General features: G+C 39.3%; 22 protein-coding genes and 1 riboswitch. Of the genes, 9 read left to right on the top strand and 13 right to left on the bottom strand.

Going from position 1 to position 23,208, the window contains the following annotated elements; all coding sequences use genetic code 11:
• Positions 1-5: 5 nt before the first annotated feature.
• The gene (locus HDE70_RS06520) at positions 6-1,172 is read right to left on the bottom strand and encodes an FAD-dependent oxidoreductase (RefSeq protein ID WP_183888867.1); all 1,167 of its coding nucleotides are present in this window, start codon (positions 1,170-1,172) and stop codon (positions 6-8) included.
• A gap of 228 nt (positions 1,173-1,400) precedes the next feature.
• On the opposite strand from HDE70_RS06520, the gene HDE70_RS06515 reads away from it, so the two are divergent.
• From HDE70_RS06515 to HDE70_RS06500, 4 genes are read left to right on the top strand one after another with little or no spacing between them, the layout of a single operon-like run.
• On the top strand, positions 1,401-1,703 hold the full coding sequence (locus HDE70_RS06515; RefSeq protein ID WP_183888865.1) for a putative quinol monooxygenase: 303 nt from the start codon (positions 1,401-1,403) through the stop codon (positions 1,701-1,703).
• A 4-nt stretch (positions 1,704-1,707) separates the two neighbouring features.
• A complete protein-coding gene (locus tag HDE70_RS06510) occupies positions 1,708-2,541 on the top strand; it encodes an SDR family oxidoreductase (protein WP_183888863.1) in 834 nt (277 codons plus the stop codon).
• Position 2,542: 1 nt separating this feature from the next.
• Complete coding sequence (locus HDE70_RS06505; RefSeq protein ID WP_183888861.1) at positions 2,543-3,292, top strand: SDR family oxidoreductase; 750 nt, start codon at positions 2,543-2,545, stop codon at positions 3,290-3,292.
• Between the two features lie 43 nt (positions 3,293-3,335).
• On the top strand, positions 3,336-4,235 hold the full coding sequence (locus tag HDE70_RS06500) for a helix-turn-helix domain-containing protein (protein WP_183888858.1): 900 nt from the start codon (positions 3,336-3,338) through the stop codon (positions 4,233-4,235).
• A 2-nt stretch (positions 4,236-4,237) separates the two neighbouring features.
• Here the strand turns inward: HDE70_RS06500 and HDE70_RS06495 are convergent, their stop codons facing one another.
• The 4 genes from HDE70_RS06495 to metE form a co-directional block, all read right to left on the bottom strand.
• Positions 4,238-4,804 carry a DUF4256 domain-containing protein gene (locus tag HDE70_RS06495; protein ID WP_183888856.1) on the bottom strand — a complete coding sequence of 189 codons (567 nt, stop codon included), beginning with the start codon at positions 4,802-4,804 and terminating at the stop codon, positions 4,238-4,240.
• A gap of 11 nt (positions 4,805-4,815) precedes the next feature.
• The gene (locus tag HDE70_RS06490; protein WP_183888854.1) at positions 4,816-5,289 is read right to left on the bottom strand and encodes an SRPBCC domain-containing protein; all 474 of its coding nucleotides are present in this window, start codon (positions 5,287-5,289) and stop codon (positions 4,816-4,818) included.
• Between the two features lie 9 nt (positions 5,290-5,298).
• Positions 5,299-5,619, bottom strand: a complete 321-nt coding sequence (locus tag HDE70_RS06485; protein WP_183869022.1) for an ArsR/SmtB family transcription factor — start codon at positions 5,617-5,619, stop codon at positions 5,299-5,301.
• 148 nt (positions 5,620-5,767) lie between these two features.
• The gene (gene metE / locus HDE70_RS06480; protein ID WP_183888852.1) at positions 5,768-8,083 is read right to left on the bottom strand and encodes a 5-methyltetrahydropteroyltriglutamate--homocysteine S-methyltransferase; all 2,316 of its coding nucleotides are present in this window, start codon (positions 8,081-8,083) and stop codon (positions 5,768-5,770) included.
• Between the two features lie 236 nt (positions 8,084-8,319).
• Between metE and HDE70_RS06475 the strand changes: the two genes are divergently transcribed.
• Positions 8,320-8,781 (top strand): Lrp/AsnC family transcriptional regulator, encoded by a 462-nt coding sequence (locus HDE70_RS06475; protein ID WP_183869026.1) that lies wholly within the window; start codon positions 8,320-8,322, stop codon positions 8,779-8,781.
• 38 nt (positions 8,782-8,819) lie between these two features.
• On the opposite strand, the gene HDE70_RS06470 is transcribed toward HDE70_RS06475, so the two are convergent.
• Genes HDE70_RS06470 through prpB form a run of 4 tightly spaced genes read right to left on the bottom strand, consistent with a single transcriptional unit; the run spans position 8,820 to position 12,756 of the window.
• Positions 8,820-9,203: an acyl-CoA thioesterase gene (locus tag HDE70_RS06470; RefSeq protein WP_183869028.1), complete on the bottom strand. Its 384-nt coding sequence runs from the start codon at positions 9,201-9,203 to the stop codon at positions 8,820-8,822.
• Positions 9,204-9,228: 25 nt separating this feature from the next.
• On the bottom strand, positions 9,229-10,680 hold the full coding sequence (locus tag HDE70_RS06465) for a bifunctional 2-methylcitrate dehydratase/aconitate hydratase (protein WP_183869030.1): 1,452 nt from the start codon (positions 10,678-10,680) through the stop codon (positions 9,229-9,231).
• A gap of 29 nt (positions 10,681-10,709) precedes the next feature.
• The gene (gene prpC / locus HDE70_RS06460) at positions 10,710-11,864 is read right to left on the bottom strand and encodes a 2-methylcitrate synthase (RefSeq protein WP_183869032.1); all 1,155 of its coding nucleotides are present in this window, start codon (positions 11,862-11,864) and stop codon (positions 10,710-10,712) included.
• Entirely contained in the window at positions 11,857-12,756 is a 900-nt protein-coding gene (gene prpB / locus HDE70_RS06455) for a methylisocitrate lyase (RefSeq protein WP_183869034.1), read from the bottom strand. The genes prpC and prpB overlap by 8 nt, the downstream gene beginning before the upstream one ends.
• Before the next feature lie 193 nt (positions 12,757-12,949).
• Positions 12,950-13,143, bottom strand: a riboswitch (cobalamin riboswitch).
• Positions 13,144-13,422: 279 nt separating this feature from the next.
• On the opposite strand from prpB, the gene HDE70_RS06450 reads away from it, so the two are divergent.
• Positions 13,423-16,131, top strand: a complete 2,709-nt coding sequence (locus HDE70_RS06450; RefSeq protein ID WP_183888850.1) for a TonB-dependent receptor — start codon at positions 13,423-13,425, stop codon at positions 16,129-16,131.
• A gap of 91 nt (positions 16,132-16,222) precedes the next feature.
• Here the strand turns inward: HDE70_RS06450 and HDE70_RS06445 are convergent, their stop codons facing one another.
• Positions 16,223-17,479, bottom strand: coding sequence for an aminotransferase class V-fold PLP-dependent enzyme (locus HDE70_RS06445; RefSeq protein ID WP_183888848.1), 1,257 nt, complete (start codon positions 17,477-17,479; stop codon positions 16,223-16,225).
• A gap of 103 nt (positions 17,480-17,582) precedes the next feature.
• Here HDE70_RS06445 and HDE70_RS06440 point away from each other — a divergent pair, with 103 nt between their 5' ends.
• Together HDE70_RS06440 and HDE70_RS06435 are read left to right on the top strand one after the other, a co-directional pair.
• On the top strand, positions 17,583-18,161 hold the full coding sequence (locus HDE70_RS06440; protein WP_183888846.1) for a Crp/Fnr family transcriptional regulator: 579 nt from the start codon (positions 17,583-17,585) through the stop codon (positions 18,159-18,161).
• A gap of 72 nt (positions 18,162-18,233) precedes the next feature.
• Positions 18,234-19,202, top strand: a complete 969-nt coding sequence (locus tag HDE70_RS06435) for a zinc-binding alcohol dehydrogenase family protein (protein WP_183888844.1) — start codon at positions 18,234-18,236, stop codon at positions 19,200-19,202.
• Positions 19,203-19,269: 67 nt separating this feature from the next.
• Here HDE70_RS06435 and HDE70_RS06430 read toward each other — a convergent pair whose 3' ends face one another.
• Positions 19,270-19,428 (bottom strand): hypothetical protein, encoded by a 159-nt coding sequence (locus HDE70_RS06430; RefSeq protein WP_183888842.1) that lies wholly within the window; start codon positions 19,426-19,428, stop codon positions 19,270-19,272.
• Positions 19,413-20,006, bottom strand: a complete 594-nt coding sequence (locus HDE70_RS06425; protein ID WP_183888840.1) for an Rpn family recombination-promoting nuclease/putative transposase — start codon at positions 20,004-20,006, stop codon at positions 19,413-19,415. Before HDE70_RS06425 ends, HDE70_RS06430 begins: the two co-directional genes overlap by 16 nt.
• A gap of 77 nt (positions 20,007-20,083) precedes the next feature.
• On the opposite strand from HDE70_RS06425, the gene HDE70_RS06420 reads away from it, so the two are divergent.
• A complete protein-coding gene (locus HDE70_RS06420) occupies positions 20,084-20,803 on the top strand; it encodes a DUF3667 domain-containing protein (RefSeq protein ID WP_183888838.1) in 720 nt (239 codons plus the stop codon).
• 3 nt (positions 20,804-20,806) lie between these two features.
• On the opposite strand, the gene HDE70_RS06415 is transcribed toward HDE70_RS06420, so the two are convergent.
• Positions 20,807-23,194: an outer membrane beta-barrel protein gene (locus tag HDE70_RS06415; protein ID WP_221302012.1), complete on the bottom strand. Its 2,388-nt coding sequence runs from the start codon at positions 23,192-23,194 to the stop codon at positions 20,807-20,809.
• Positions 23,195-23,208 lie beyond the last annotated feature (14 nt).

Raw genomic sequence — 23,208 nt, 5'->3', positions numbered from 1 at the left:
GAATATTAACTCCGAAAATGATTAAACATATCCAGCAAATACTGAAGGCTGTCCTCTGAATGCAATGCTTCAGTTTGTAGCAGAGTATCCACTGTTACCTCTGAAGTTCTGCTGCACATTTTCTTTTCAAATGCTGCAATGGCCTCCTGCAAAGAACTAAAATCCCCCATGCACAATGCTTCATATAATTCCAATGCATCCTGCATGGCCTGATTCACTCCCTCACCTGCAAAAGGCGGCATAAGATGAGCTGCATCGCCAATCATAGTTAAATCCGGAAGCGCCTGCCATGCTTGATCTACAGGGAAATAATATTGTGGTCTGGCCACAAAATAAGATTCATCAGTTAAGAATACCTTCTGCCAATCCACACTCCAATCTGAAAAACGTTGTTTAAACCAGGCGAGAATCTGCTCTTTATTTTCAAAGTCAATACCCGATGCTTTTACCCAGTCCTTTGTTTCCCTGGTACCTGTATAAAATGAAAGTGAACCTTCACCCTTTGCACTCAGCACAATTGTTTTGGAACCGCCCAGTGCAAAAACTTTTCCCCCGTTAGTCAATTCCCACAAATGCGGTGCATTAACCGCAGCGTTGTAAATATTGCCCTCCAAAACGGTAATCCCTGAATAAACAGGTTGAATGTCCGTAATGTATTTCCTGATTTTTGAATTAGCTCCGTCTGCTGCAATCACAAAATCAGCATCAGCAACTGTCCCGTTTTTAAAAATCAGCTCCCATCTGCTCCCATCTTTTTTCAGTTCAGCACAATGGGCATTCCAAACTATAGTTTCGTCTTGCAATGATTCAATCAGTAAATCACGGAGCGGGCCACGGTCTATTTCCGGACGCGCATATTCGCTGTTCAAATCCTGAATTCTTCCCTCTTCAGCCTCGCCAAAGCGGACTACTGCGTGCTGGTCAGTAATAGTTAACCGGTCAGCTCCCGGCCGGTAGTTTTTTTCAAACTCTTCCATCAATCCGCATTCCCGTAATGCTTTTAAACCTGATTCGTAGTGCAAATCAAGCGTAGCACCCTGCTGAACAGCCGATTTATCTTTACTTCTTTCATAAACTTTCACATCAACGCCTTTAAGTTGAAGCAACTTCGCCAGAGTTAACCCTCCAGGACCGCCGCCAACAATAGCGACTTTTTTATTCTGTAATAACATAAGCTAAAAATATTTTGATTCAGGCACTCTAAACTTACTCCTATTCCTGCAAGTAAAATAGCCGGGTTCAATTTAAAAATAGTCGTAAATAATATGAGCCGATAGCGCCAGCACAAGTATAAAAGGATAAGAAACACTGCAAGGTTTGAATTGAACAAGTATTGGTTTGAAACAAACATGATCCCCTTTACCTCACTCTATAACTTTGTAGTGTTAAAACACATTTATATGATCACCTATTTAACATTATTCACAGCCAGCGACCAAAGTAACGCAGCATCTCTTGAACCTATTTTTTCAGTACTCAGGAAAAACACACCATCCGAACCGGGATGCATTAGTTATGAAATTTACGGCGACAGCACCAATCCATTAGTGTCCTGTATTATTGAAACATGGGAATCGCAAAAAAGCTTCGAAGGACATTTAGAAGTTGTTGCCACAAACCAATACGTTGAACAGGCTTTAGCATTTACAGCTGAACCTTTCAAATCAATCCAGCTTATAGAAAAATTTAACTTAATAAAATAACATTATGAAAACTATATTAATCACAGGAACATCTTCAGGTATTGGTAAAGCAACTGCAAAAAAATTCGCAGCAGCAGGATGGAATGTAATCGCTACTATGCGCGCACCAGAAAAAGAAGAAGAACTATCTGCCATCAAAAATATCTTTTTGACAAAGCTGGATGTTCAGGATAAAGAAAGTATTGCAGCTGCAATCGCCTCTGGAATTGAAAAATTCGGAAGTATTGATGCCGTTGTGAACAATGCAGGCTTTGGCGTACTGGGTGCGTTTGAAAAATCGACTTCAGAACAGGTCATGCAGCAATTCAGTGTCAATGTATTTGGTGTAATGGATGTCATTAGAGCTATCCTGCCACATTTCAGAGCAAAACAAGCAGGCTTAATCATTAATATTACTTCACAAGGTGGAAGAGTAACTTTTCCAACATGCAGCCTTTATCACTCCACTAAATTTGCAATAGAAGGTTTCTCTGAGTCCTTAGCTTATGAGTTGCTTTCACAAAACATTTCAGTCAAAATTATTGAGCCAGGATCAACAGAAAGCAATTTCTTTGGCGCAGTAAGCATGGCTGCAAATGATAACATCACTGCCTATCAGGAATTTGATAAAATAGCGCTGGACAATTGGTATAAAAACGACACTATGACCTCAACCACAGCTGATATTGCTGAAGTAATCTATGAAGCCGCTTCCGATAATAAAGATCAATTGCGTTATATGGCCGGCGTAGATACCCGTTTATATTTTGGGGCGAGACAAAATAAAAGTGATCAGGACTATGTAAACTACATGAGAAAATTATTTATTCCGGAAATATTGAACAAAGAATCTAAATAAAATGAAAACGACTAAAAACACCATACTAATTACTGGCGGCGGAACTGGAATGGGGCTTGAAGCTGCAAAGCAGTTTAGCCAGGCGGGCAACAAAGTGATCATGATTGCCCGGAATGAGAAAAGGCTGAAAGAAGAGGCAGCAAAGTTGCCAAATGCTATTGCCATTGCATGTGACCTATCAGATGAGCAGTCTGTACGCAGTCTTGTCAGCACACTCAAAAGTGAATATCCCGATTTAAATATGATCTTTCTAAATGCTGGTATCGCAACTAATTATAGTCTTTTAGATGGTAGCAACGCTTATGAAATCAGCAAACAAGAGATGTTGACCAACTATAACTCCGCAGTTTTACTCACGCATGAGCTAGCGCCACTTCTTGCTGTACATCCAGAATCAGCGATGATTATAACCACTTCTGCTGTAGCATTTGTACCTGATTTAATGCATCCGACCTATAGTGCAACCAAGGCTGCGTTACATTCCTATATTCTGGGGCTCAGACTTGTTTTAGAACGTAATTCATCTTCTATTAAGCTATTTGAGCTTATGGCCCCCTTAGTGGATACTCCATTTTCTAAAGCAGTAAAAGCAGATTACAAAATGCCTGCCTCAACGATTATCGATGCGCTCATGGCTGGCCTGAAAAAAGATGAATATGAGCTCCACGCAGGTCTGACTAAAGAAGTGTTCGAAAAATCACAAAAATCAACGCAAGACGCGCTGAAGTTCCTGAATAGTGTAACCGGATAGCAAGTAAAAGTTAAAATCCCCCGGAAATGCATAGATTTAGCTAATGAAAAAAACTGAATCATTAGAAAGTTTTTACAAGGATAAATTTACGCCATACGATCAATCTGCAAATAGTGGTAAAACCCAATTTGCGATTGTAACGAATGAACAATGTTCAAATGGTGCTAAAATAAGCTATCGGCGACGCGACTTTTATAAAGTATCACTTTTTAAAGGTCGTGTTTTGCTCCATTATGGCGATAAAAGTCTTGAAGTAAATGGAACTGCTTTAGTTTTTTTCAATCCTGATATACCTTACACTTTGGACATGCTTGAAGAAAGCAATTTTGGGGGATATTTAATTTTTCGGGAATCCTATTACAACGATTATTACAAAAATGGAATTCGCGGGCTAACCTTATTTGCCAACGGTGCGAAACCAGTATTCATGTTAAATAAAACACAGGAAAAATTAGTTGACAGCATCTTTAAAAAAATGCAGGCAGACCTGTTAACTGACTATGAATATAAACATGATGTGATAAGAACCCATTTAAATGAGCTGATACACCTGGCCATGAAAATGTCCCCTTTGGATAAAGTTTATCAGTTTGTTGATGCAAAAGCCAGAATTACAGCAATTTTCAATGAATTGCTGGACAGGCAGTTTCCAATTGAATCTCCATCAGAGGAATTCGAAATGCGTTCAGCAGCAGCTTATGCGGATAAATTAGGGGTTCATGTAAACTACCTGAACCGGGCTGTGAAATCTGTTACAGGGAAAACAACTACAAACCACATTTCAGATAGGATCACTACCGAAGCAATTGCAATGCTGAAGCATTCAGAATGGAATATTTCACAAATCAGCTATAGTCTTGGTTTTGAAGATCCATCTAACTTCAGTCACTTCTTCAAAAAGCATACGCAACAAATCCCGTCCAGCTTCAGATTACTGAAATAAATTCACACCCGGATTGAAGCCCTGAAACCACGCGCCGCATAATAAGATTCTGCTCCATTATGATATAAAAAAACCGTATCATAACGCCGGTCGCAAAAAACAGCTCCACCCAACTTTCTGATATGGGCAGGTGTTTTTATCCAGCTCGACGTTTTGGTGTCAAAATTCCCTATTTGCTGTAATTCCCTGTATTCTTCTTCAGTTAAAAGCTCAACACCCATATCAGCTGCCACGTCAATAACATTGTTTTCTGGCTTAAACTCTTTCCTTGACGTATGCGCTTCAAGATCGTAACAAAGACTTCTGCGCCCCTTCGGACTTTCCGGCGAACAATCATAGAAAATGTATTCTTTTGTCTTTTGATCATAACCAACAACATCCGGCTCACCGCCAGTTTTTTCCATTGCCCGTAAGGACGAGAGTTTTTCAGGATGAGCTTCCAGTTTCTCCTGTATCTCAGCCCATTCCAAATCCTTATGGCGATTCCTGTTCTTCTCAAAACGCACTTTCAATATCCCGAAAAACTCTTTTTGTTCCGCTGCTGAGAACTCTTCTTTATAATTATCCATTTCTGTATAAATTAATTGAAATTATTTTTACCAACAATATCCTGTAACCTGTTATGTGCCATATTAATTCCCTGAACAAAAGGCAATTGTAAAACCTGATTCCTTTGTGCCAGTGATTCATAAATTACCCGCATACGCAACTGACTAGTATGATCAGTTAGTTTTTCAAATTCTACAAATTCAAGCTGGACGCCAAAAGGTGTGTTTTCCATTTCAAATGTCCGGGTAATTTTTTGGTTTGGAATAAACTCATGAATAACCCCATTTGCCCGGAATACTACATTCCCCTTTGCATCGCTCGTTTCAAACTGATAACTGCCATGCTTCTGGCTTTCCATTTTCAACACCTTCGTTCCCATCCACTGTGCAATAATTTCAGGCTCCGCACATGCTTTGAAAAGTAACTCCAGCGGCAAGTCAAATTCTCTTGTAATTGTTACCTCCTGTTTACCTTCTTCGGCATTAACTTTTGTTTTTTGTTCCATATGATGCTATTATTTTGGTTGATAATTTTTCATGATACTTTCCAATTTGTTAAACCTGTCATCCCACAACTGGCGGAACGGTTCGATAAAGTCAGCTATGTCCTTCATCTTTTTCGCATTCGTCTGATAGTAAATTTCCCTGCCCGTTTGTTTTTGTTCCAGCAGTTCACATTCTGTAAGTATTTGCAGATGTTTGGAAACTGTTGGCCTGGCAGTATTAAAATTTGCCGCTATTGCCCCTGCTGTTAAGGATTGTGAAGCAACCAATAACAGGATGGCCCTCCTGGTCGGATCTGCTATCGCCTGAAATACGTCTCGTCTTAAATTCATTATGTAGCTATTTGACTACAAATATAAATGTAGCTATTTAACTACACAAGTTTTTTTTCATTTATTTGCCGAAGCAGAACTTCATCAACGAAGAAACCCGCTATACAAATTGTATAGCGGGTTTTATTGCCTCATCAGGCATTTATAGCTAATTTAATGCGTATTCCTTTGCACTTAGTTCTTTAGCTGCTGCGACCATTGCAATTAAAGCACTTTTAGTTTCTGGCCAATGGCGGGTTTTTAATCCGCAATCAGGGTTTACCCAAAGTTGCTCAGCTGGAATCACAGCTTTCGCTTTTACTAAAAGCGCTACCATTTCTTCCTTTGAAGGTACCCTTGGAGAATGGATATCATAAACTCCCGGCCCGATATCATTCGGATATTTGAAATCAGCAAAAGCATCTAATAGTTCCATTTGTGAACGCGAGCACTCAATGGTAATTACATCCGCATCCATATCAGCAATATTCTGAATGATATCATTAAATTCAGAATAACACATATGTGTATGAATCTGTGTTCCATCATTTACACCACTTGCTGAAATTTTAAACGCGTTTACTGCCCATTGCAAATAAGCTTGCCAATCTGCTTTTCTTAAAGGTAAACCTTCACGGATAGCTGGCTCATCAATCTGGATAACTTTGATCCCCGCTTTTTCCAGGTCTGCCACTTCATCACGAATCGCAAATGCGATTTGGTTACAAGTAACAGAACGTGGCTGGTCATTGCGGACAAAAGACCATTGTAAAATCGTAACAGGGCCGGTCAACATACCTTTCACCAAACTTTTAGTCAATGATTGTGCAAATTCCGTCCAGTAAACAGTCATTGCCTCTGGTCTGTGTACATCTCCATAGATGATAGGAGGCTTAACACAACGACTACCATAACTTTGTACCCAGCCATTTTTTGTAAAGGTGAAACCATCCAGCTGTTCGCCAAAATATTCTACCATGTCATTGCGTTCAAACTCACCATGAACCAATACATCAATACCTACTTCTTCTTGCCAGCGAATTGTTTCTTCTGTCTCTTTTTTCAATAAGGTATCATATTCTGCCGGAGTAATTTCGCCTTTCTTGAATTGCGCTCTCCAGCTTCTAACCTCAGGAGTCTGTGGAAATGAACCTATAGTTGTCGTTGGAAAAAGAGGCAACTGTAAAATTTCCTGCTGTATTTTTTTACGTACAGGAAAAGGACTTGTACGCGCTGCATCTTTAGCCGTAATCGCACTTACACGCTGTTTGATTTGCTCATTGTGAATCAGTTTCGATGTTCTGCGGTTGGAAGTAGCCTTTTTATTTTTTTCTAATTTCTCCAATGCAATTGCATCAGGGTTTTCACAGGCCAAAGCCTTCAACGTCACTACTTCATCAATCTTTTGTTTAGCAAAAGCTAACCATTGTTTAATCTCAGGAGTTAAAGTTTGATCATTGGTTTCTAAATCCAGATCACAAGGCGAATGCAACAAAGAGCACGAAGGTGCAATCAGTACGCGGTCGCTTCCTAGTTGATCCACTGCTTTTTTTATGATCGACAAAGATTGCTCAAAATCATTTTTCCAGACATTTCTTCCATCAACTACCCCCAGAGATAAAATCAATTGCTCAGGAATAGCATTCAGTACCTCATCCAATTGCTCTGGATTACGTACCAGATCAATATGTAAAGCATGAACAGGTAATGACGCTGCTAAAACCAGATTATCTTTTAAACCCTCAAAATAAGTAGCTACCAGGATTTTCAGTTGTGGAAATTTCTTTTTCAGCTCTGCATAAACATACTGATAAGCTTCTTTTGCCTGAGCATTAATATCTAAAGCCAGGAATGGTTCATCAAATTGTACCCATTCAGCTCCATGTGCTTTTAACTCCGTTAAAATCTTTACATATACTGGAAGTAAACGTTTCACTAAATCCAGTTTATCAAAGCCTTCCTCTTTTTCTTTCCCTAATAACAGGTAAGAAACCGGGCCAATGATTACAGGCTTGCTATTGATGCCTAAACGCTTTGCACTTACAAACTCGTTAACGATTTTATTAGAGAATAATTTGAACTCCTGATCTTTGTAAAATTCAGGAACGATATAATGGTAATTTGTATCTAACCATTTTGTCATTTCCATTGCGGTAATGTCCAATCCTTCTTTCTGATAACCTCTTGCCATAGCAAAATACAAATCCATTTCATTATTGGATTTTAAGGCTACCTGATTATAGCGCCTTGGAATAGCACCTACTGTTAAGGACATATCCAGGATCTGGTCATAATACGAAAAATCGTTAGAAGGGATCAGGTCTATTCCCGCTTCCTGTTGTAATTTCCAGTTATGTTCTGATATATTTTTTCCTTTACTTAATAGCTCTGCTAAAGTAATTTTTCCTGCCCAGTATTGTTCACAGGCTTTTTTTAGTTCTCTGTTGCTACCAATTCGCGGATAGCCAAGGTTGTGCGTTTGCATCTTTGTTCAACTTTTTAAATGGTTAATAATCATTGTAAAAAACTCCCCGTTTATTTCTCAATAACCAGTGCTCTATTTGCTACAAATCAGTTTTTAATTCCTTACAAAGGTATATATGAAGATTTTAAAACTTTATTACTTGCAATAAATAAGGATAAATAACTTTTTTATGATAAAACAGAAGCATATTATGCTTTTAAGTCTTTATTTTTGGCATCACTAAGGAAAATTATTCTATGGACGAATTAGATGATACAGATTTATTGCTGCTGAAGATATTAGGTAACAATTCAAATTACACGATAAAAGAGCTTGCGGCTAAAGTAAGTTTATCACCATCGCCTGTTTTTGAACGGGTAAAAAGACTGGAAAGTAATGGATATATTAAAAAGTATATTGCGATACTTGATCCCGAAAAATTTAACCAGGGATTCATAGTCTTTTGCAATATTAAACTCAAACAACACGATAGAAAAATAGGTCACCAATTTGTAGAAGACATTTTAAAGATCGATGAAGTGGTGGAATGTTATAATATTTCGGGGGACTTTGATTTTATACTAAAGGTTTACGCCAGAGATATGAAACATTACCAGGATTTTGTTTTTAACAAATTAGGCTCTGTTAAAAGCATAGGAAGTACACATAGTACTTTTGCAATGGCAGAAATCAAAAACTCTTATAATATTAGTTTTTAAAAACCAACCCGGCTTTTAAAGCCGGGTTGGTTAAGGATTTAACGGATTAAAACAGGTTTATTATCCTCGTCAATTGCGACTAAAGTAAACGCACCGCTCACTACCTTTTCTCTGAACTCTTCCCTCATTTTTTCCAGATAGACCTCTACCTGAATAGTAATACTGGTATTGCCAATACGCTCCACCCTGCCTACCAATTCAACCATAGAACCAGCAGGAATAGGCTTTTTAAAATCTATCTGACCACTGCTCACCAGCACAAAACTCTTCCGGCAAAACCGGGTTGCCGTCATAAACGCCGTTTCGGTCATCATCATTAATATTCTTCCGCCGAACATCGTATTGTGATGATTGGTCGTATCAGGAAATACCACTTTAAAAACATGGGTCTCCGATTGATCAATTTTTTCTTCTGTTGTCATTTGTGACGAAGTTCATTTAAAATAATTAAATTACCAGTAAATCCATGAATTCATCTACAGGCGTATTGGCAAGTCTGCTGTAATCTAATGCAGCATGTAAAACAGCCTGTTGTTGTTTTTCAGGGAATTTCCGCGCAAGATTGATCTTGAACTTCTTCAATAACTCAGGAATCCCTTCTGCTCTTCTGCGCTGATGCCCGATAGGATATTCAACTACAACTTCTTCCAGCACAGTTCCATCATTTAATTCCACAAGCAATGCATTGGCAATCGAACGTTTTGCAGGATCATGGTAATCTGTGGTAAATTGTACATCTTCCACACATTCCATCTGCGCACGTAATAAATCAATTCTTGAATCAACTGCGATGTTGTCTTCATAATCGGCAGCAGTTAACCTTCCATAAATTAACGGTACAGCAACCATATACTGGATACAATGGTCCCTGTCCGCAGGATTATTTAATGGCCCTTTCTTATCAATGATACGAATAGCCGCTTCATGCGTACGAATAGTTATCTTTTTGATATCATCCGTTGTTTTGCCTGACGCCTTTAATTTCTCATGAATCGTCATGGCAGCTTCTACCGCAGTTTGAGAGTGAAACTCAGCAGGGAAAGAAATTTTGAACAGTACATTTTCCATCACATAAGAACCGTAATCACGTTGGAACCTGAACTCATTTCCTTTGAACAAGACATCATAAAATCCCCAGGTTTTAGCGGTCAGTACAGATGGATAACCCATCTCTCCTGTTTTCGCAATTAACGCCAAACGAACAGCGCGCGAAGTTGCATCTCCCGCAGCCCACGACTTACGGCTTCCAGTATTTGGAGAATGACGATAAGTCCTTAAAGCTTGTCCATCTACAAAAGCCAGTGAAACTGCATTGACCAATTCATCACGGGTAAGCCCGATTAATTTTCCAACAACAGCTGTAGAAGCTACTTTAACCAGGATAACATGGTCTAATCCCACTTTGTTGAAAGAGTTCTCCAAAGCTAGTACACCCTGAATTTCATGTGCTTTGATCATCCCTTCCAATACATCTTTCATCAGTAATGCAGGTTTTCCATTGGCAACAGATGTTCTGGAAAGCCAATCAGCAGTAGCCAGAATACCACCTAAATTATCCGAAGGATGGCCCCATTCTGCTGCCAGCCACGTGTCGTTAAAATCCAGCCAGCGAATAATTGTACCGATATTGAATGCTGCCTGAATCGGGTCTAATTGAAATTGTGTTCCCGGAACTTTAGCCCCATTGGGAACAATGGTACCCTGTACCACAGGGCCTAATAATTTAGTGCAGGCAGGATAAGTTAGCGCTTCCAAACCGCATCCTAAAGTATCCAGCAAACAGTAGTGTGCTGTTTTCCAGGCCAGTTCATTTTTTATTTCGTAATTCAATACATAATCCACAATATCAACTAATACCTGATCAGTTTGTGGTCTTTCATTTGAGATGTGTGATGACATTTTTTTATCTGATTTATTAACGATTACTTTTAACGATTTTCAACTGAAACAAATTCCCTGTTTTCAGGGCCTGTATAATTGGCACTCGGCCTGATGATTTTCCCATCTTGTCTTTGTTCGATAATATGTGCACTCCATCCTGTAACTCTTGAAATCACAAAAAGCGGAGTGAACATTAAGGTGGGTACACCCATTAAATGATAAGAAACTGCGGAGAACCAATCCAGATTCGGGAACATCTTTTTCTCCTCCCACATCAGGGTTTCCAAACGCTCCGCAACATTGTAAAGCAGCATGTCTCCTGCCTCTTCCGAAAGCTCTTTGGCTACCTTTTTAATGACTACGTTTCTTGGATCTGAAATAGTGTAAACCGGATGACCAAATCCGATGATTACTTCTTTGTTAGCTACACGCCTGCGAATATCTTCTTCAGCCTCATCAGGTGAATTATAACGGCTCTGTATATCAAAAGCTACCTCATTTGCACCACCATGCTTAGGTCCGCGCAATGCCCCTATCGCTCCTGTAATAGCTGAATAGATATCAGAACCTGTTCCTGCAATTACCCTACTGGTAAAAGTAGAAGCATTGAACTCATGCTCTGCATACAGGTTAAGTGAGATCTGCATGGCATCTACCCAGGATGCTGAAGGTTTGCGACCATGTAAAAGATGTAAGAAATGTCCGCCAATCGAATCATCATCCGTTTCTACCTCGATGATTTTTCCATTGTGTGCGTAATGATACCAGTATAATAGTGCAGAGCTGAAACAAGCCAGTAATTTATCGGCGATGTCTCTTGTTCCTGCAATATTATGATCATCCTTTTCCGGTTGTATACTGCCAATGGCCGATACCGTGGAACGCATTACGTCCATCGGATGCGCAGCTGCCGGAATCTGCTGTAAAATATTTTTAACCGAATTAGGCAGTCCCCGGAGTGACCTTAACTTGGTCTTATAATTTGTCAGTTGTGGTTTAGTAGGTAAAGAACCGTAAATAAGCAGGTAAGCTACTTCTTCAAATTCGGCTTTTTCTGCTAAGTCCAGAATATTATAACCTCTGTAATGTAAATCATTACCATTTTTCCCTACACTGCATAAAGCAGTATTCCCTGCTACAACACCCGAAAGTGCTACACTTTTTTTTGGCTTGAACGTTGGTACTTCCTGGTTATCAATCATTTTTCTGCGCTTTAAAAAGATTATCTAATTTTTGCTCGTAATTGTGGTATCCTATACTCTTATAGAGTTCTTCCCTGGTTTGCATCGTGTCCAGTACGTTCTTTTGCGTACCGTCTTTGCGGATGTGCCGATAGACATTTTCAGCAGCCTTATTGGCCGCGCGAAAAGCAGATAATGGATATAAGATCAATCCCACACCGGCATTTTTAAGCTCGTCGACCGTATACATGTCAATCATGCCAAATTCAGTAATATTCGCCAGTACAGGAATTCCTGTAGCATCTACAAATTTCTGATAATAAGAAAGATCTGGTACGGCTTCTGCGAAAATGAAATCTGCCCCTGCTTCTTTATAGGCAACAGCTCTTTCCAATGTTTTCTCCAGTCCTTCGATTGCAAAAGCATCTGTTCTGGCACCAATCACAAAGTGCTCATCTGTTCTGGCATCCACAGCAGCTTTCAAGCGATCTGCCATTTCTGCTTTACTCACCACTTCTTTACCCGGACGGTGGCCACAGCGCTTGGCACCTACCTGATCTTCGATATGAAGTGCCGCAGCACCTGCTTTAATCAATGATTTTACAGTACGGGCTACATTAAATGCAGATGGGCCGAAACCAGTATCTACATCGGCCATCAGCGGTAAATCACAGACATTAGTGATCCGTTGAATGTCAATTAATACATCTTCCAGTGTAGTAATACCCAGATCAGGAATCCCTAATGATCCGGCAGCTACACCGCCTCCTGAAAGATAAATGGCATTAAATCCTGCTTGTTGCGCTAATAAAGCATGATTAGCATTGATCGCTCCCACAATTTGAAGGGGACTTTCTGTTTTCAAAGCCTCCCGGAATTTTTGACCGGGGGATTTAAGATTGTTTGTTTGCATCGTCAGTTTTTTTTAGAAAAATTAGCTTCGGTTAAAAATGTTCTTTGATTTTTAATACCATGCTGCTGACGGGAAGATTTTAAGAAGAGAAAGGCGAATAAAAATACAAAGTTATACCAGTACCTGAATCAGGGACGCAATTTTTTATGTAAGAATAAACATCTTTCAGACTAAAAGCTTCGGATCGCGAAAGCATTGTCCATTCGGAACAGGCAGGTCTCCTGACTTGTAACGTTTTTCATCATCCTTCCCATTCTATCGGTAGAACAGTGGATATTTTGCGGATGAAAACTTTTTTAGTTACTTACAGTTGCGCGACAGTTCGTGATTTACACACGATTCCCTATTAATCTACAATTAAGTATAACCATTTCCGTTTGATGTGGTATGCAAAGAACACATTTGCAATGTAGAAAATAAAACCAAATAAAATTAGCTTAACATAGTTAAATTGCTAGCTTTAATTTCATATAACTTATCTGTTACACTTTTTTAGGGAACAATAATACGTTTTAAACGCAATTGCCCTGATTTTAGTATAACTGAATTCCCTCTGCTTTCACAACTTTTAAGAATATCCATCCGACCAATGTAGGCTAGCATAAAGATGTCATAACATCAACTTCATATACGCAGAACATCTTTGTCAAAAAAGAGAATATTTATATGAAAATTATGTCCACCAGCTTTAAAAAATTGTTTGGTTTACTTGTTCTGTTCACCCTGTCAGCAAGCACTTTAAAAGCGCAGCTAACCCTAAAAGGTAAGATCGCTACTGAAGAAAGCAGTCACTTGATAGAAGGCGCTACAATCACGCTGAACCCTGTACACAGAATGACCAAATCTGCTCCGGATGGTTCATTTGTACTCACAGGAATAAAGACCGGGGTATATCAGCTTGAAATTTCAAGTGTCGGCTTTGTTAAATATACTAAAACGATTAAACTAACAAGAGATACGGTGATCACGGTAATGATGACCGATAACTCATCCAACTTGAATGAGGTTAGCATTTCTGTCGGTAACAGGGGAAAAAGCAGAAGTATCATTAAATCACCGGTTCCTGTTCAGCTGATTTCTTCTCAGGAGATCAAAACTTCCGGGTATACCAATACCGCCGAATTGATACAAATGCTTGTTCCCTCATTTACTCAAAATCGTATTGTACGGGGAGATGGTTCGGAAACGATCAGGCCGAGCACTATGCGTGGTATGGGAACCGATCAGATGCTGGTGTTAGTCAACGGAAAAAGAAGACATATCAGTGCCTTTTTGATTGCTGACAATACAGGTGTAGATTTAAATGCAATTCCAGTATCAGCCATTGAATCTATCGAAGTATTAAAAGATGGAGCAGCAGCTATTTATGGATCAGATGCGATTGCCGGGGTAATCAATATCATTCTGAAGAAAGATACCGGGGGCAGCGTTGATGTCCAAAGTGGAATTACTTCCAGAGGAGATGGTTTCAATACAAAGATTGGGATAGACAAAGGTTTTGCTTTAAAAAACAATGGTATACTTAACATCGCTGTACAAGGATTGTATGCAGAGAAAACCGTAAGAGCTGGTGCCGATTTAAGAAAACAGTATTTTGGAACTATTAAAAATGCAGCCGGTAACGTGACTTATTCAGACCCTGTGGGCGACGCAAAAAATGCCGCATACGCTGCCGATCCAAAAGTGACCATGATTGAGGGAGATCCGCAGAAAAAGGTACTGGGAACCATGATCAATTATTCACAGCCTTTAAAAAATGAAGGCAAAATCTATGCATTTGGAGGCGTAAACTACAACAATACTTTAAATGGAAGTAACCGTTTCAGATTACCAAGTGATGATGGTACGGTACGTTCTATCTATCCTGACGGCTTTTTAGCCAGAGGTAAAATAGTAACCACAGACTACTCTTTTGCGGGTGGTTACAAACAAGACTTTAAATCATTGGGGATGATGGATGCCAGTGTTTCTCTGGGTGGAAACTCGGTGCAATTTAACCTGCTGAATTCTGACAATCCTTCTTTAGGTACTAAAAGCCCTACGGATTTTTACCTGGGTACGCACCATTTTAACCAATATGCTGCCAATCTTGATTTTGTAAAAGCACTAGGCCAGAACAAGGTTTATTCCTTAGCATACGGTGCTGAATTCAGAGTGGAAAACTATTCGATTAAAGCTGGTGAAGAAGCTTCGTATATTGATGGAGGAGTGCCAATTCTTGATGGTCCGAATGCAGGAAAGAGAGCTCCTGTAGGTTCACAGGGTTATGTCGGATACCGTCCAAGTAACGAGGTAGCTCAAAGCAGAAATACTACCGCTGCTTATGCTGAATTAACAGCAGATTTCACTAAATCTTTTACCGTAAGTGCTGCAACACGTTATGAATATTACAGTGATTTCGGCTCTACAATCAATGGAAAGATTTCTGCCCGTTACGAATTTATCAAAGGGTATGCGATTCGTGGTGCAGCCAATACAGGATTCAGAGCGCCTTCGCTACAACAATCATATTTCTCACAGACACAAACCAATTATACACTTGATCCGGCTGTAGGTCAGATTGTGTCCAGAGAGAACAGTACTTTACCCATCAACTCTCCAGCTGCAATTGCTTTAGGTGCACAGCCTTTAAAGCCTGAAAAATCATATAATGTGAGCGCCGGATTAACTGCTTTGCCTGTAAAAAACCTATTCATTACAGCAGATCTTTATGCGGTAAGAGTCAACGACAGAATTGTAAGAACAAGTTTTTTTACGACAAGTAATCCTTTGATCAAGAAATTATTTGATGATTATAATATCGTTGGTATTCAATCTGCAAGGTATTTTGCCAATGCAATTGACACCCGCACCCAAGGTATAGACATTGTTGCTCAATATGAATTACATGCCAATAATTTAGGACATTTTACTTTCCTTGCTTCCTATAATTACAACCTGCTTAAAATTGTTGGCGTACATAACTCAGCAATTCTGGCTTCCTTAAATGAGAATATTTTTAATCCTGAGCGTATTGCCGCAACCGCAACTAAACAGAATAATTTTACGATGTCTATTGTACATAATCTGAATGGATTTACAAGTTCATTACGGGTTTACAGAGCCGGAGAATTGTCGAACCAATATCCAATTGCTCAAAAGGTAATTGGTTTAAATACGATGCCTGCACTGGTCACTTTAGATGCTGAAGTTTCTTATCAATTTAAGAACAAGGTAAGATTTGGAATAGGTGCGAATAATATCTTTGATAAAATGCCGCCATTAAATGATCCAAGCCTGAGTTTCAATGGAAACTTTAAATATTACAATGGGAATAACAGTCAATTAGGCGTTACAGGGGCATATTATTATGCTAAACTGGGTTATAGCTTCTAATTACTAACCCCCGCTTCATTTACTAAAAAAGGATGCATTCTATTTCAGATGCATCCTTTTTCAGGATTAAATACAGACCTGTTTTGCTGTCCTATGAATTGCTAAGTACTGTTAATGCTTTGACCAGACGTTCTGAATCTTCAGTTGTATTATAGATCTGAGGAGTGATCCTGATACAGTCCCCTCCTTTCAGGTTACGTACAACACTTAAAATTTTATGCGCAGTCCATAGCTGATCAACAGCTTTTTTAGCGCTCATATTTTTCATCCGGAAAGCACCAATTGCACAAGACCATTCCGGACTAACCGGTGTCAGCACCTTTACTGCTGATAAATGCTGTACGCCATCTATCCAGGTTTTTTTTAATTCATGCAGATAATTCTGTTTGACCGCAGGCGCAATCTTCTGCTGAAATGCCATTGCAGCACTTATGGTCATAATATTGGCAAATGGTGTAGTCCCAAAATGCGCCAATTTATAAATACTGTTTTCCTTTTGCTTCACATCACCAAATAAAGGGTTCATCGTGCTGATCAGCTCTGGCTTCACATAAAGTAACCCGGTACCTACAGGTGATCCAAACCACTTGTGAAGATTAATCGCAACTAAGTCTGCACCAAGTTCCGTGATTGAATAATCTATATGTGCAAACGAATGTGCTGCATCCAGGATAGTTTTGACACCAGAAGGCTTTAAAGCATCCGTTATTTCTTTGATAGGAAGAATCAACCCGGTAAAATGATTGATATGTGTCAGATGAACAATTCTGGTCCTGCTGGTTACGGCATTTTTATAAAGCTGAACAATTTGTGCTGTAGACTCAGGGTGTGCAGGAATTTCCAGGTAGACCAGTTTAATCTTTTTGGTTTTTTGCAGCATTTCCCAAGTCTCAACCATACTGTCATAATCAAACTGGCTCAGGATAACTTCATCACCAGCTGTTAAAGGATACCCCTGAATAGCAATATTAAGTGCTTCTGTGGCATTCCTGGTAAAGATGAATGAGTTTGAAGGTAATTTCAGATAGGTTCCGGTCAAGAGCAGCGCGTCCCGGTAGAGCTGTGGAAATTCTAACCTTGCAAAACCTGATAATCTGCTGTTCACAGTCCTGGTATTTTCAATAAATGTATGGAGAACAGGTTCGGACATGACACCAAAAAAACCATTTTCAAGGTTAGTAAATGAACGGTCTGTCTGATAATATTTCTGGAATTCCTGAATGGATAACTGATCTTTTCCATTTTCTATCAGGGTGGATGTTGCATTTTCCTGTGCAGCTACATAATCACTGATTAATAATGAACCCGACAGGATACCAATAGTTTTCAGGAGTTCTCTTCTATCCATTTTTTTTGAATTAAGCTGCAAATAAAACTTATTGGTATAGCCTGGGTATTAAGTTAATGTTTTGTTTGAAAGAAATTCCGGATATTCAGCAAAAAATCTGTCTATGCTTGAACAATTAAAAAGAAAATTCCGGATGAGCGATAGTCAGTTTGCTGGATTTTCGGGTTGTCTCAAAAAACTGGAAGTCCCGGCAAAAACAACTTTGCTCAAAGAGGGCGAGATTGCAAAAAAAATATTCTTTATTGAAAAAGGCTGTATCCGTGTCTGGTTTAATAATGATGGCAAAGATCTCACCACACAATTCTTTTTTGAAAATGAAACGGTAGCATCAATAGAGAGCTTAAAAAAGCAAGTACCAAGTCTGCTCAACATAGAAACCATCGAGCCGTGTGTACTCTGGCATATCAGTAAACAAGACCTGGAAAAAATACTGCCAGAACTGGAAAATGTATCGGAACTAAGAGACGAATTTATCAATAATCTTTTCGACCGGATGTTTCACTACATGAACCATTTCTTTTCCTTTCTCAGAGATTCTCCTTTAAAACGATACCAGGTATTGATGCAGGAAAAGCCGATGATCATTCAACGGGTACCTCAGCATTATATAGCCTCTTATTTAGGTGTGAGTTCCGTTCACCTCAGCCGCATTAAAAGCCAGCTGATCAGGGAAAAAACATGATTTCATTTGATAACAAATGTTATCGCGGCCTGAGCATTGCGACCGTAAATTTGTGGTATAAATTGATAAACAATGAAAGCAGCAATAATCTATCAGGCAGGTGAAATACCTCAATATGCAGAAATCCCTGAACCAGTGGTTCAGCACGATCGTGAAATTTTAGTGCAGGTAAAAGCCGTATCCATCAAAAACCTGGACAAATTAAAGGCCAGTGGCAAGCATTATTCTTCGGAAAAAACAGCTAAGATACAAGTAGTATGTACTGATGGTGTTGGTATTTTATCAAACGGACAGCGTATTTATGGTGTCGGCACTTCTGGTACAATGGCAGAACAAGCCGTGTTTTTAAAAGAGTGGTGCTCGCCTGTACCCGACGGACTGGATGATGCTACCGCCGCAGCATTACCAAATGCAGCTATGGGATCGGCTCTGGCACTGCGTTTCCGCGCCGGATTACAACCCGGGGAAACAGTTTTAATCAATGGCGCTACTGGTTTCACTGGTAAAATAGCTATTCAGCTTGCCAGACATTACGGCGCAGGAAAGATAGTTGTTACCGGCAGAAATGAAGAAATACTGAAGACTTTGCCAGCCCTGGGAGCAGATCAGCTTATCTCTCTGAATCAGGACGATGCTTCTTTTGTTGACCAGCTAAAAAAGATACACGCAGTAACGCCTATCAACGTCGTTATCGATTATCTATGGGGGCATTCCGCAGAACTAATTCTCTCCTCCTTAAAAGGCACCGGAACTTTCTCCGCCCGTACCCGTTATGTATCTATAGGCTCGATGTCCGGAGATACGATCACTTTATCCTCACAAATATTACGCAGCATTGATCTCCAGCTATCAGGCTCCGGTTTGGGAAGCTGGACAAAAGAAGAAGTCGGCCTGCTTTTTCAGGAGATCCTTCCGGAAATGTTTCAGCTTGCAGCAGATCAGCAATTGACAATAGAGGTAACCATAGTCCCGGTTCAGGACATTGAAAAAATCTGGAACATGGAAATCACTGATGGAAAAAGGCTTGTAGTAAGTATTTAAGCACCCTTAAATGTATATTAAGAATCAGAGACTATACCAAATTAAGGGTATAGTCTCTTGCCTCTTTTTAAAGCCTTTCTATTTCTTCAATCGGGAGCGCAGTAAACCCCGCAATTTTATCAATATCAAATTTTTCTTCTTTCATTTTTCTTGCAATAGCAAGCGCAGTTTCATGTTTCCTTTCTTCCTTTCCTTGTCCTAAACCTTGTTCTAACCCCTTTTCCATTCCTTCTTCTCTTCCCTTCCATTCTGCATACCCAAGACGGTACTGATCGTCTTCTTCCCGTTGTAAAATCGAGTCGTATACAAATAAACCCATTTGTCCAGCTCAGTTTCCAGTTCATCTTCTTTCTTCCCAAATTTAGGCAGTTCCAAAAACTTAAATCCCAGTCCATTGTGGAATATTTCACCTGTACCGGTATTGACCAGGGAAATACTTTGCAAATAATGGTCACTCAGGCAATTTTTCATGTTAAAATCCAGGATTGCAACCAGGAAAACTTCTTTAAGTTTAACTTCCCAGTTACGCCTGCTCTTTAGCTTTTGCTGATGGATCAGCCGGCTCATGTAAAAAATACAGCGGTCCTCAAAATTATTATGCGCTGCCCGCTGCATCTCCACGATAAATTGCTCGCCATGGTCTCCGGTACACAACAAATCGAAGCAGGCCTTTTTATGCTCCCTGTCATCCCCACCCAGTTCAGTTGGGTTGTAAACAATATCGGTAATGTGTTTTTCTCCCTCAAACAGAGCGTTTAATAAAGAAATATTATTATATTTTAATTGCTCACCCGGAAAGATCAATAAATAATTTTATACATTTAGTGAGGCAGAAACATGAACTGCCAGTTAAAAAAATACTTCTCAAAAAAAATAAATAAATGACACATTGTACTAGCTGTAATCTTGAATTAACAGGAAAATATTGTTCCAATTGCGGGCAGCCTGCAAGCATCAAAAGAATTAATGGTCATTATATTATACACGAGCTTGAACACGTTTTACACTTTGAAAGAGGCATCCTGTTCACCATTAAAGAGTTGCTGATCAGACCCGGACAAAACGTAAGAGAATTTATTGCGAAAGACAGGAGTAAACTTGTAAAACCAATTATATTCATCATAGTAGCCTCTTTAATCTATACATTAACCACCCATTTTTTTCATCTGAAGGAAGAGTACATTAGTTTTAATGACCCCACAAATCCAACAGCAAACTTAATTTTCAAATGGGTTCAGAACCACTACGGTTATGGGAATATCATCATGGGTGTATTTATAGCCTTCTGGCTCAAACTATTTTTCAGAAAACAGAACTACAACTTTTTTGAAATATTGATTCTATTGTGTTTTGTGATCGGAACCAGCATGCTCATCTTTTCTGTTTTTGCAATTTTAGAAGGCCTGACAAAACTAAGTTTAATGAAGGTTTCCGGAATTATAAGTATGGCATATAGTACCTGGGCAATCGGGCAGTTTTTTGACAAACAGAAATGGGCAAATTATTTAAAAGCAATGGCTTCCTATATATTAGGATTACTGACATTTTCTGCTTCAGTAATCCTTTTGGGCCTTTTGATTGACCTGTTTATCAAACACTAACTATCAGGATTTAGCCTGTTGATTAAACTTATAGCTAAATGTAATTCCAAATGAACGCATAGTTCGTTGTCTTAAATTAGTTTGTGTAAAACCAGTACCATATGCGCTGGAATATTGATTTACATAATGATTAAATGGATTCGTGGTCATCAGGCCAATACTGGCCCGATGATTAAATAATTGCTTTTTAACAGCAACCGTATAATTATACGAACCTGGACGGATACTTTGAAAATCTGTTCTTTTTGAGTCAATTGTACCAAAGCCTTCCGCAATTATATCTTTATTCAGGTTATAGGTCACATTCAGGTTGGCGTTATAAGAAAACCCACCCACAGCAGGTAATCCGGGAACCAGGTTGTTTTTTTCAAGCAAAAGAAGGTTAACACGCAGGTTTAACTTTTCATTGATTACTGCTGAACCCGAAATATTGATTCCTAATGTAGTTTGAGATCCAATATTTGCGGTTTTTGTAAGGGACACATTATTATAGTCAGTTCCATTTGCAGTATATACAGAAAAAAAAGCAGTAAAATGCTGAATATCATTACTATTTCGGTTATAAAGAGCACCGATATACAGACTGCTGCTATTGGCAAACGTTTTACTATAACCTATTTCAAATTTCTGTCCCGTTTCATTCTTCAATTCAGGCGTTCCAGTATTGATATTGCGTGGATCGATAATTTCCAGGAAGGGATTCAAATCCTCATAATCGGGCCTTTGTATTCTGTAGATATAAGTAAACCTGACAGCTTGAGTTTCATCCAGCTTATGTTGTACTAAAAGATTTGGTGCCCATATATTGTTCACTGGTATAGCAACATTTGACAGATCGGACTTGGTATCCGTCCTTTCGTAACGTATCCCGGCTTTTCCGTTTAAAAAATTGTTAAACAGGGAAATTGAAGTTGAAATATAACCGGCATAAATGTTCCTTTTGAAATTAAAACTATAGGTCTGGCCCGGATTATTTACAAATGTCCCATCATTCAACAAGCTATCAGTAACCACACTGTTATTGATATTTTCGAATATGGCTTTTAATCCCGTCTCCAGCTTGAAATTCTTTGCTAATGGTTCAATATAATCAATTGAGATATCAGTTTCATGCTCATTTCCAGGATTATCACTATTGATACCACTGCTGGGAAACGCGCCATTCTGATAACTGGTAACCTGCGAATCATAATTTGTATTTTTAGCAGCGCTCGATACGTAGAGAAAATTCAACTCCCTTCCCTCTTTTTGAAAGGTTTTTTTATAAGCCAGACTCCAGTTCTGCGTATTTTCACCAAAATCCGTGGCATCTGTACGCTCACTATTGATATCAGATAATATCCTGCCTGTAGAAAGATAAGTTTGTTGATTTTGTACAATCCTGCCAGTTCCATGTGTAATCACCTGGTTCAGTCCAAACGTAGCTGTTAATACATCTTTAGGTGTAATATTCCAATCCACACTAACCCCTGATTGATAGCCGTTCCTTGAAAAAGGACTAAAGCGATTCTGTATATACCGGGTTAAGGTATCTTTAGCGGACTTGAAGGAAAGCCGGTTACTCAGAACCCCAATATTAGAGTTTAATTGATAATTTCCACTGAAAAATGCACTTACACCAAAATTTCTATTCCTGGCATTCAGGTTTACTGAACCATTTTCAAACCGGGTTCCCCCAGATAAATTAACGCTTCCGTTTACACCTTTTATTTGATTATCCTTTAAGACAATATTGATAACTCCTGCTGTGCCCGAAGCATCATATTTCGCTCCCGGACTGGTCATCACTTCAATATTTTTGATCTGGCTGGCGGGCATAGATTGTAAGACATCCGATATATTCGAGCCAAATATGGTAGCAGGTTTTCCATTGATCAGAAATCTGACATTGGCATTTCCCTGTAACTCCACATTGCCGTCAATGTCCACCGCGACCATCGGCACCTTTTTTAATACATCAGTAGCCACACCACTTTGGGAGGTAACATCGGCAGCGGCATTGTATATCAGTTTATCAGCTCTGTTTTCCAGAACCTGGGTTTTAGCTTGTATAGTTACCTCCTTTAAAGTGTTACCGGCGGGTGCAAGCATGAGCTTGCCGAGAGAAACCAAAGACACTTCAGGCCCGATAACGACAGATGTAATAATTTTTCTGTGATAGCCAATAAAATCAACAGTAAGGCGATACACTCCCCGGGGAATAGCTACAAACTCAAATTTACCCGTTGGATCTGTACTGATCATAGCAATTGGTTCGGTAACGCCTGCTTTAAATAAACTGATTGTAGCGAAGTCAACACCCATATTCGTTAAAGAATCAATTACTGTTCCAGTGAGTTGACCTTCATTAGCCGTTTGCGCTAAACTTAAGCCCGAAATAGCAGTAAACATTAATGTTATTGCGA

Origin of the sequence: Pedobacter cryoconitis (assembly GCF_014200595.1) — a bacterium.
Classification (GTDB): Bacteria; Bacteroidota; Bacteroidia; order Sphingobacteriales; family Sphingobacteriaceae; genus Pedobacter; species Pedobacter cryoconitis_C.
Note: the sequence above shows the minus strand (reverse complement) of the source record. Positions and strands in the feature narration are given on the sequence as shown.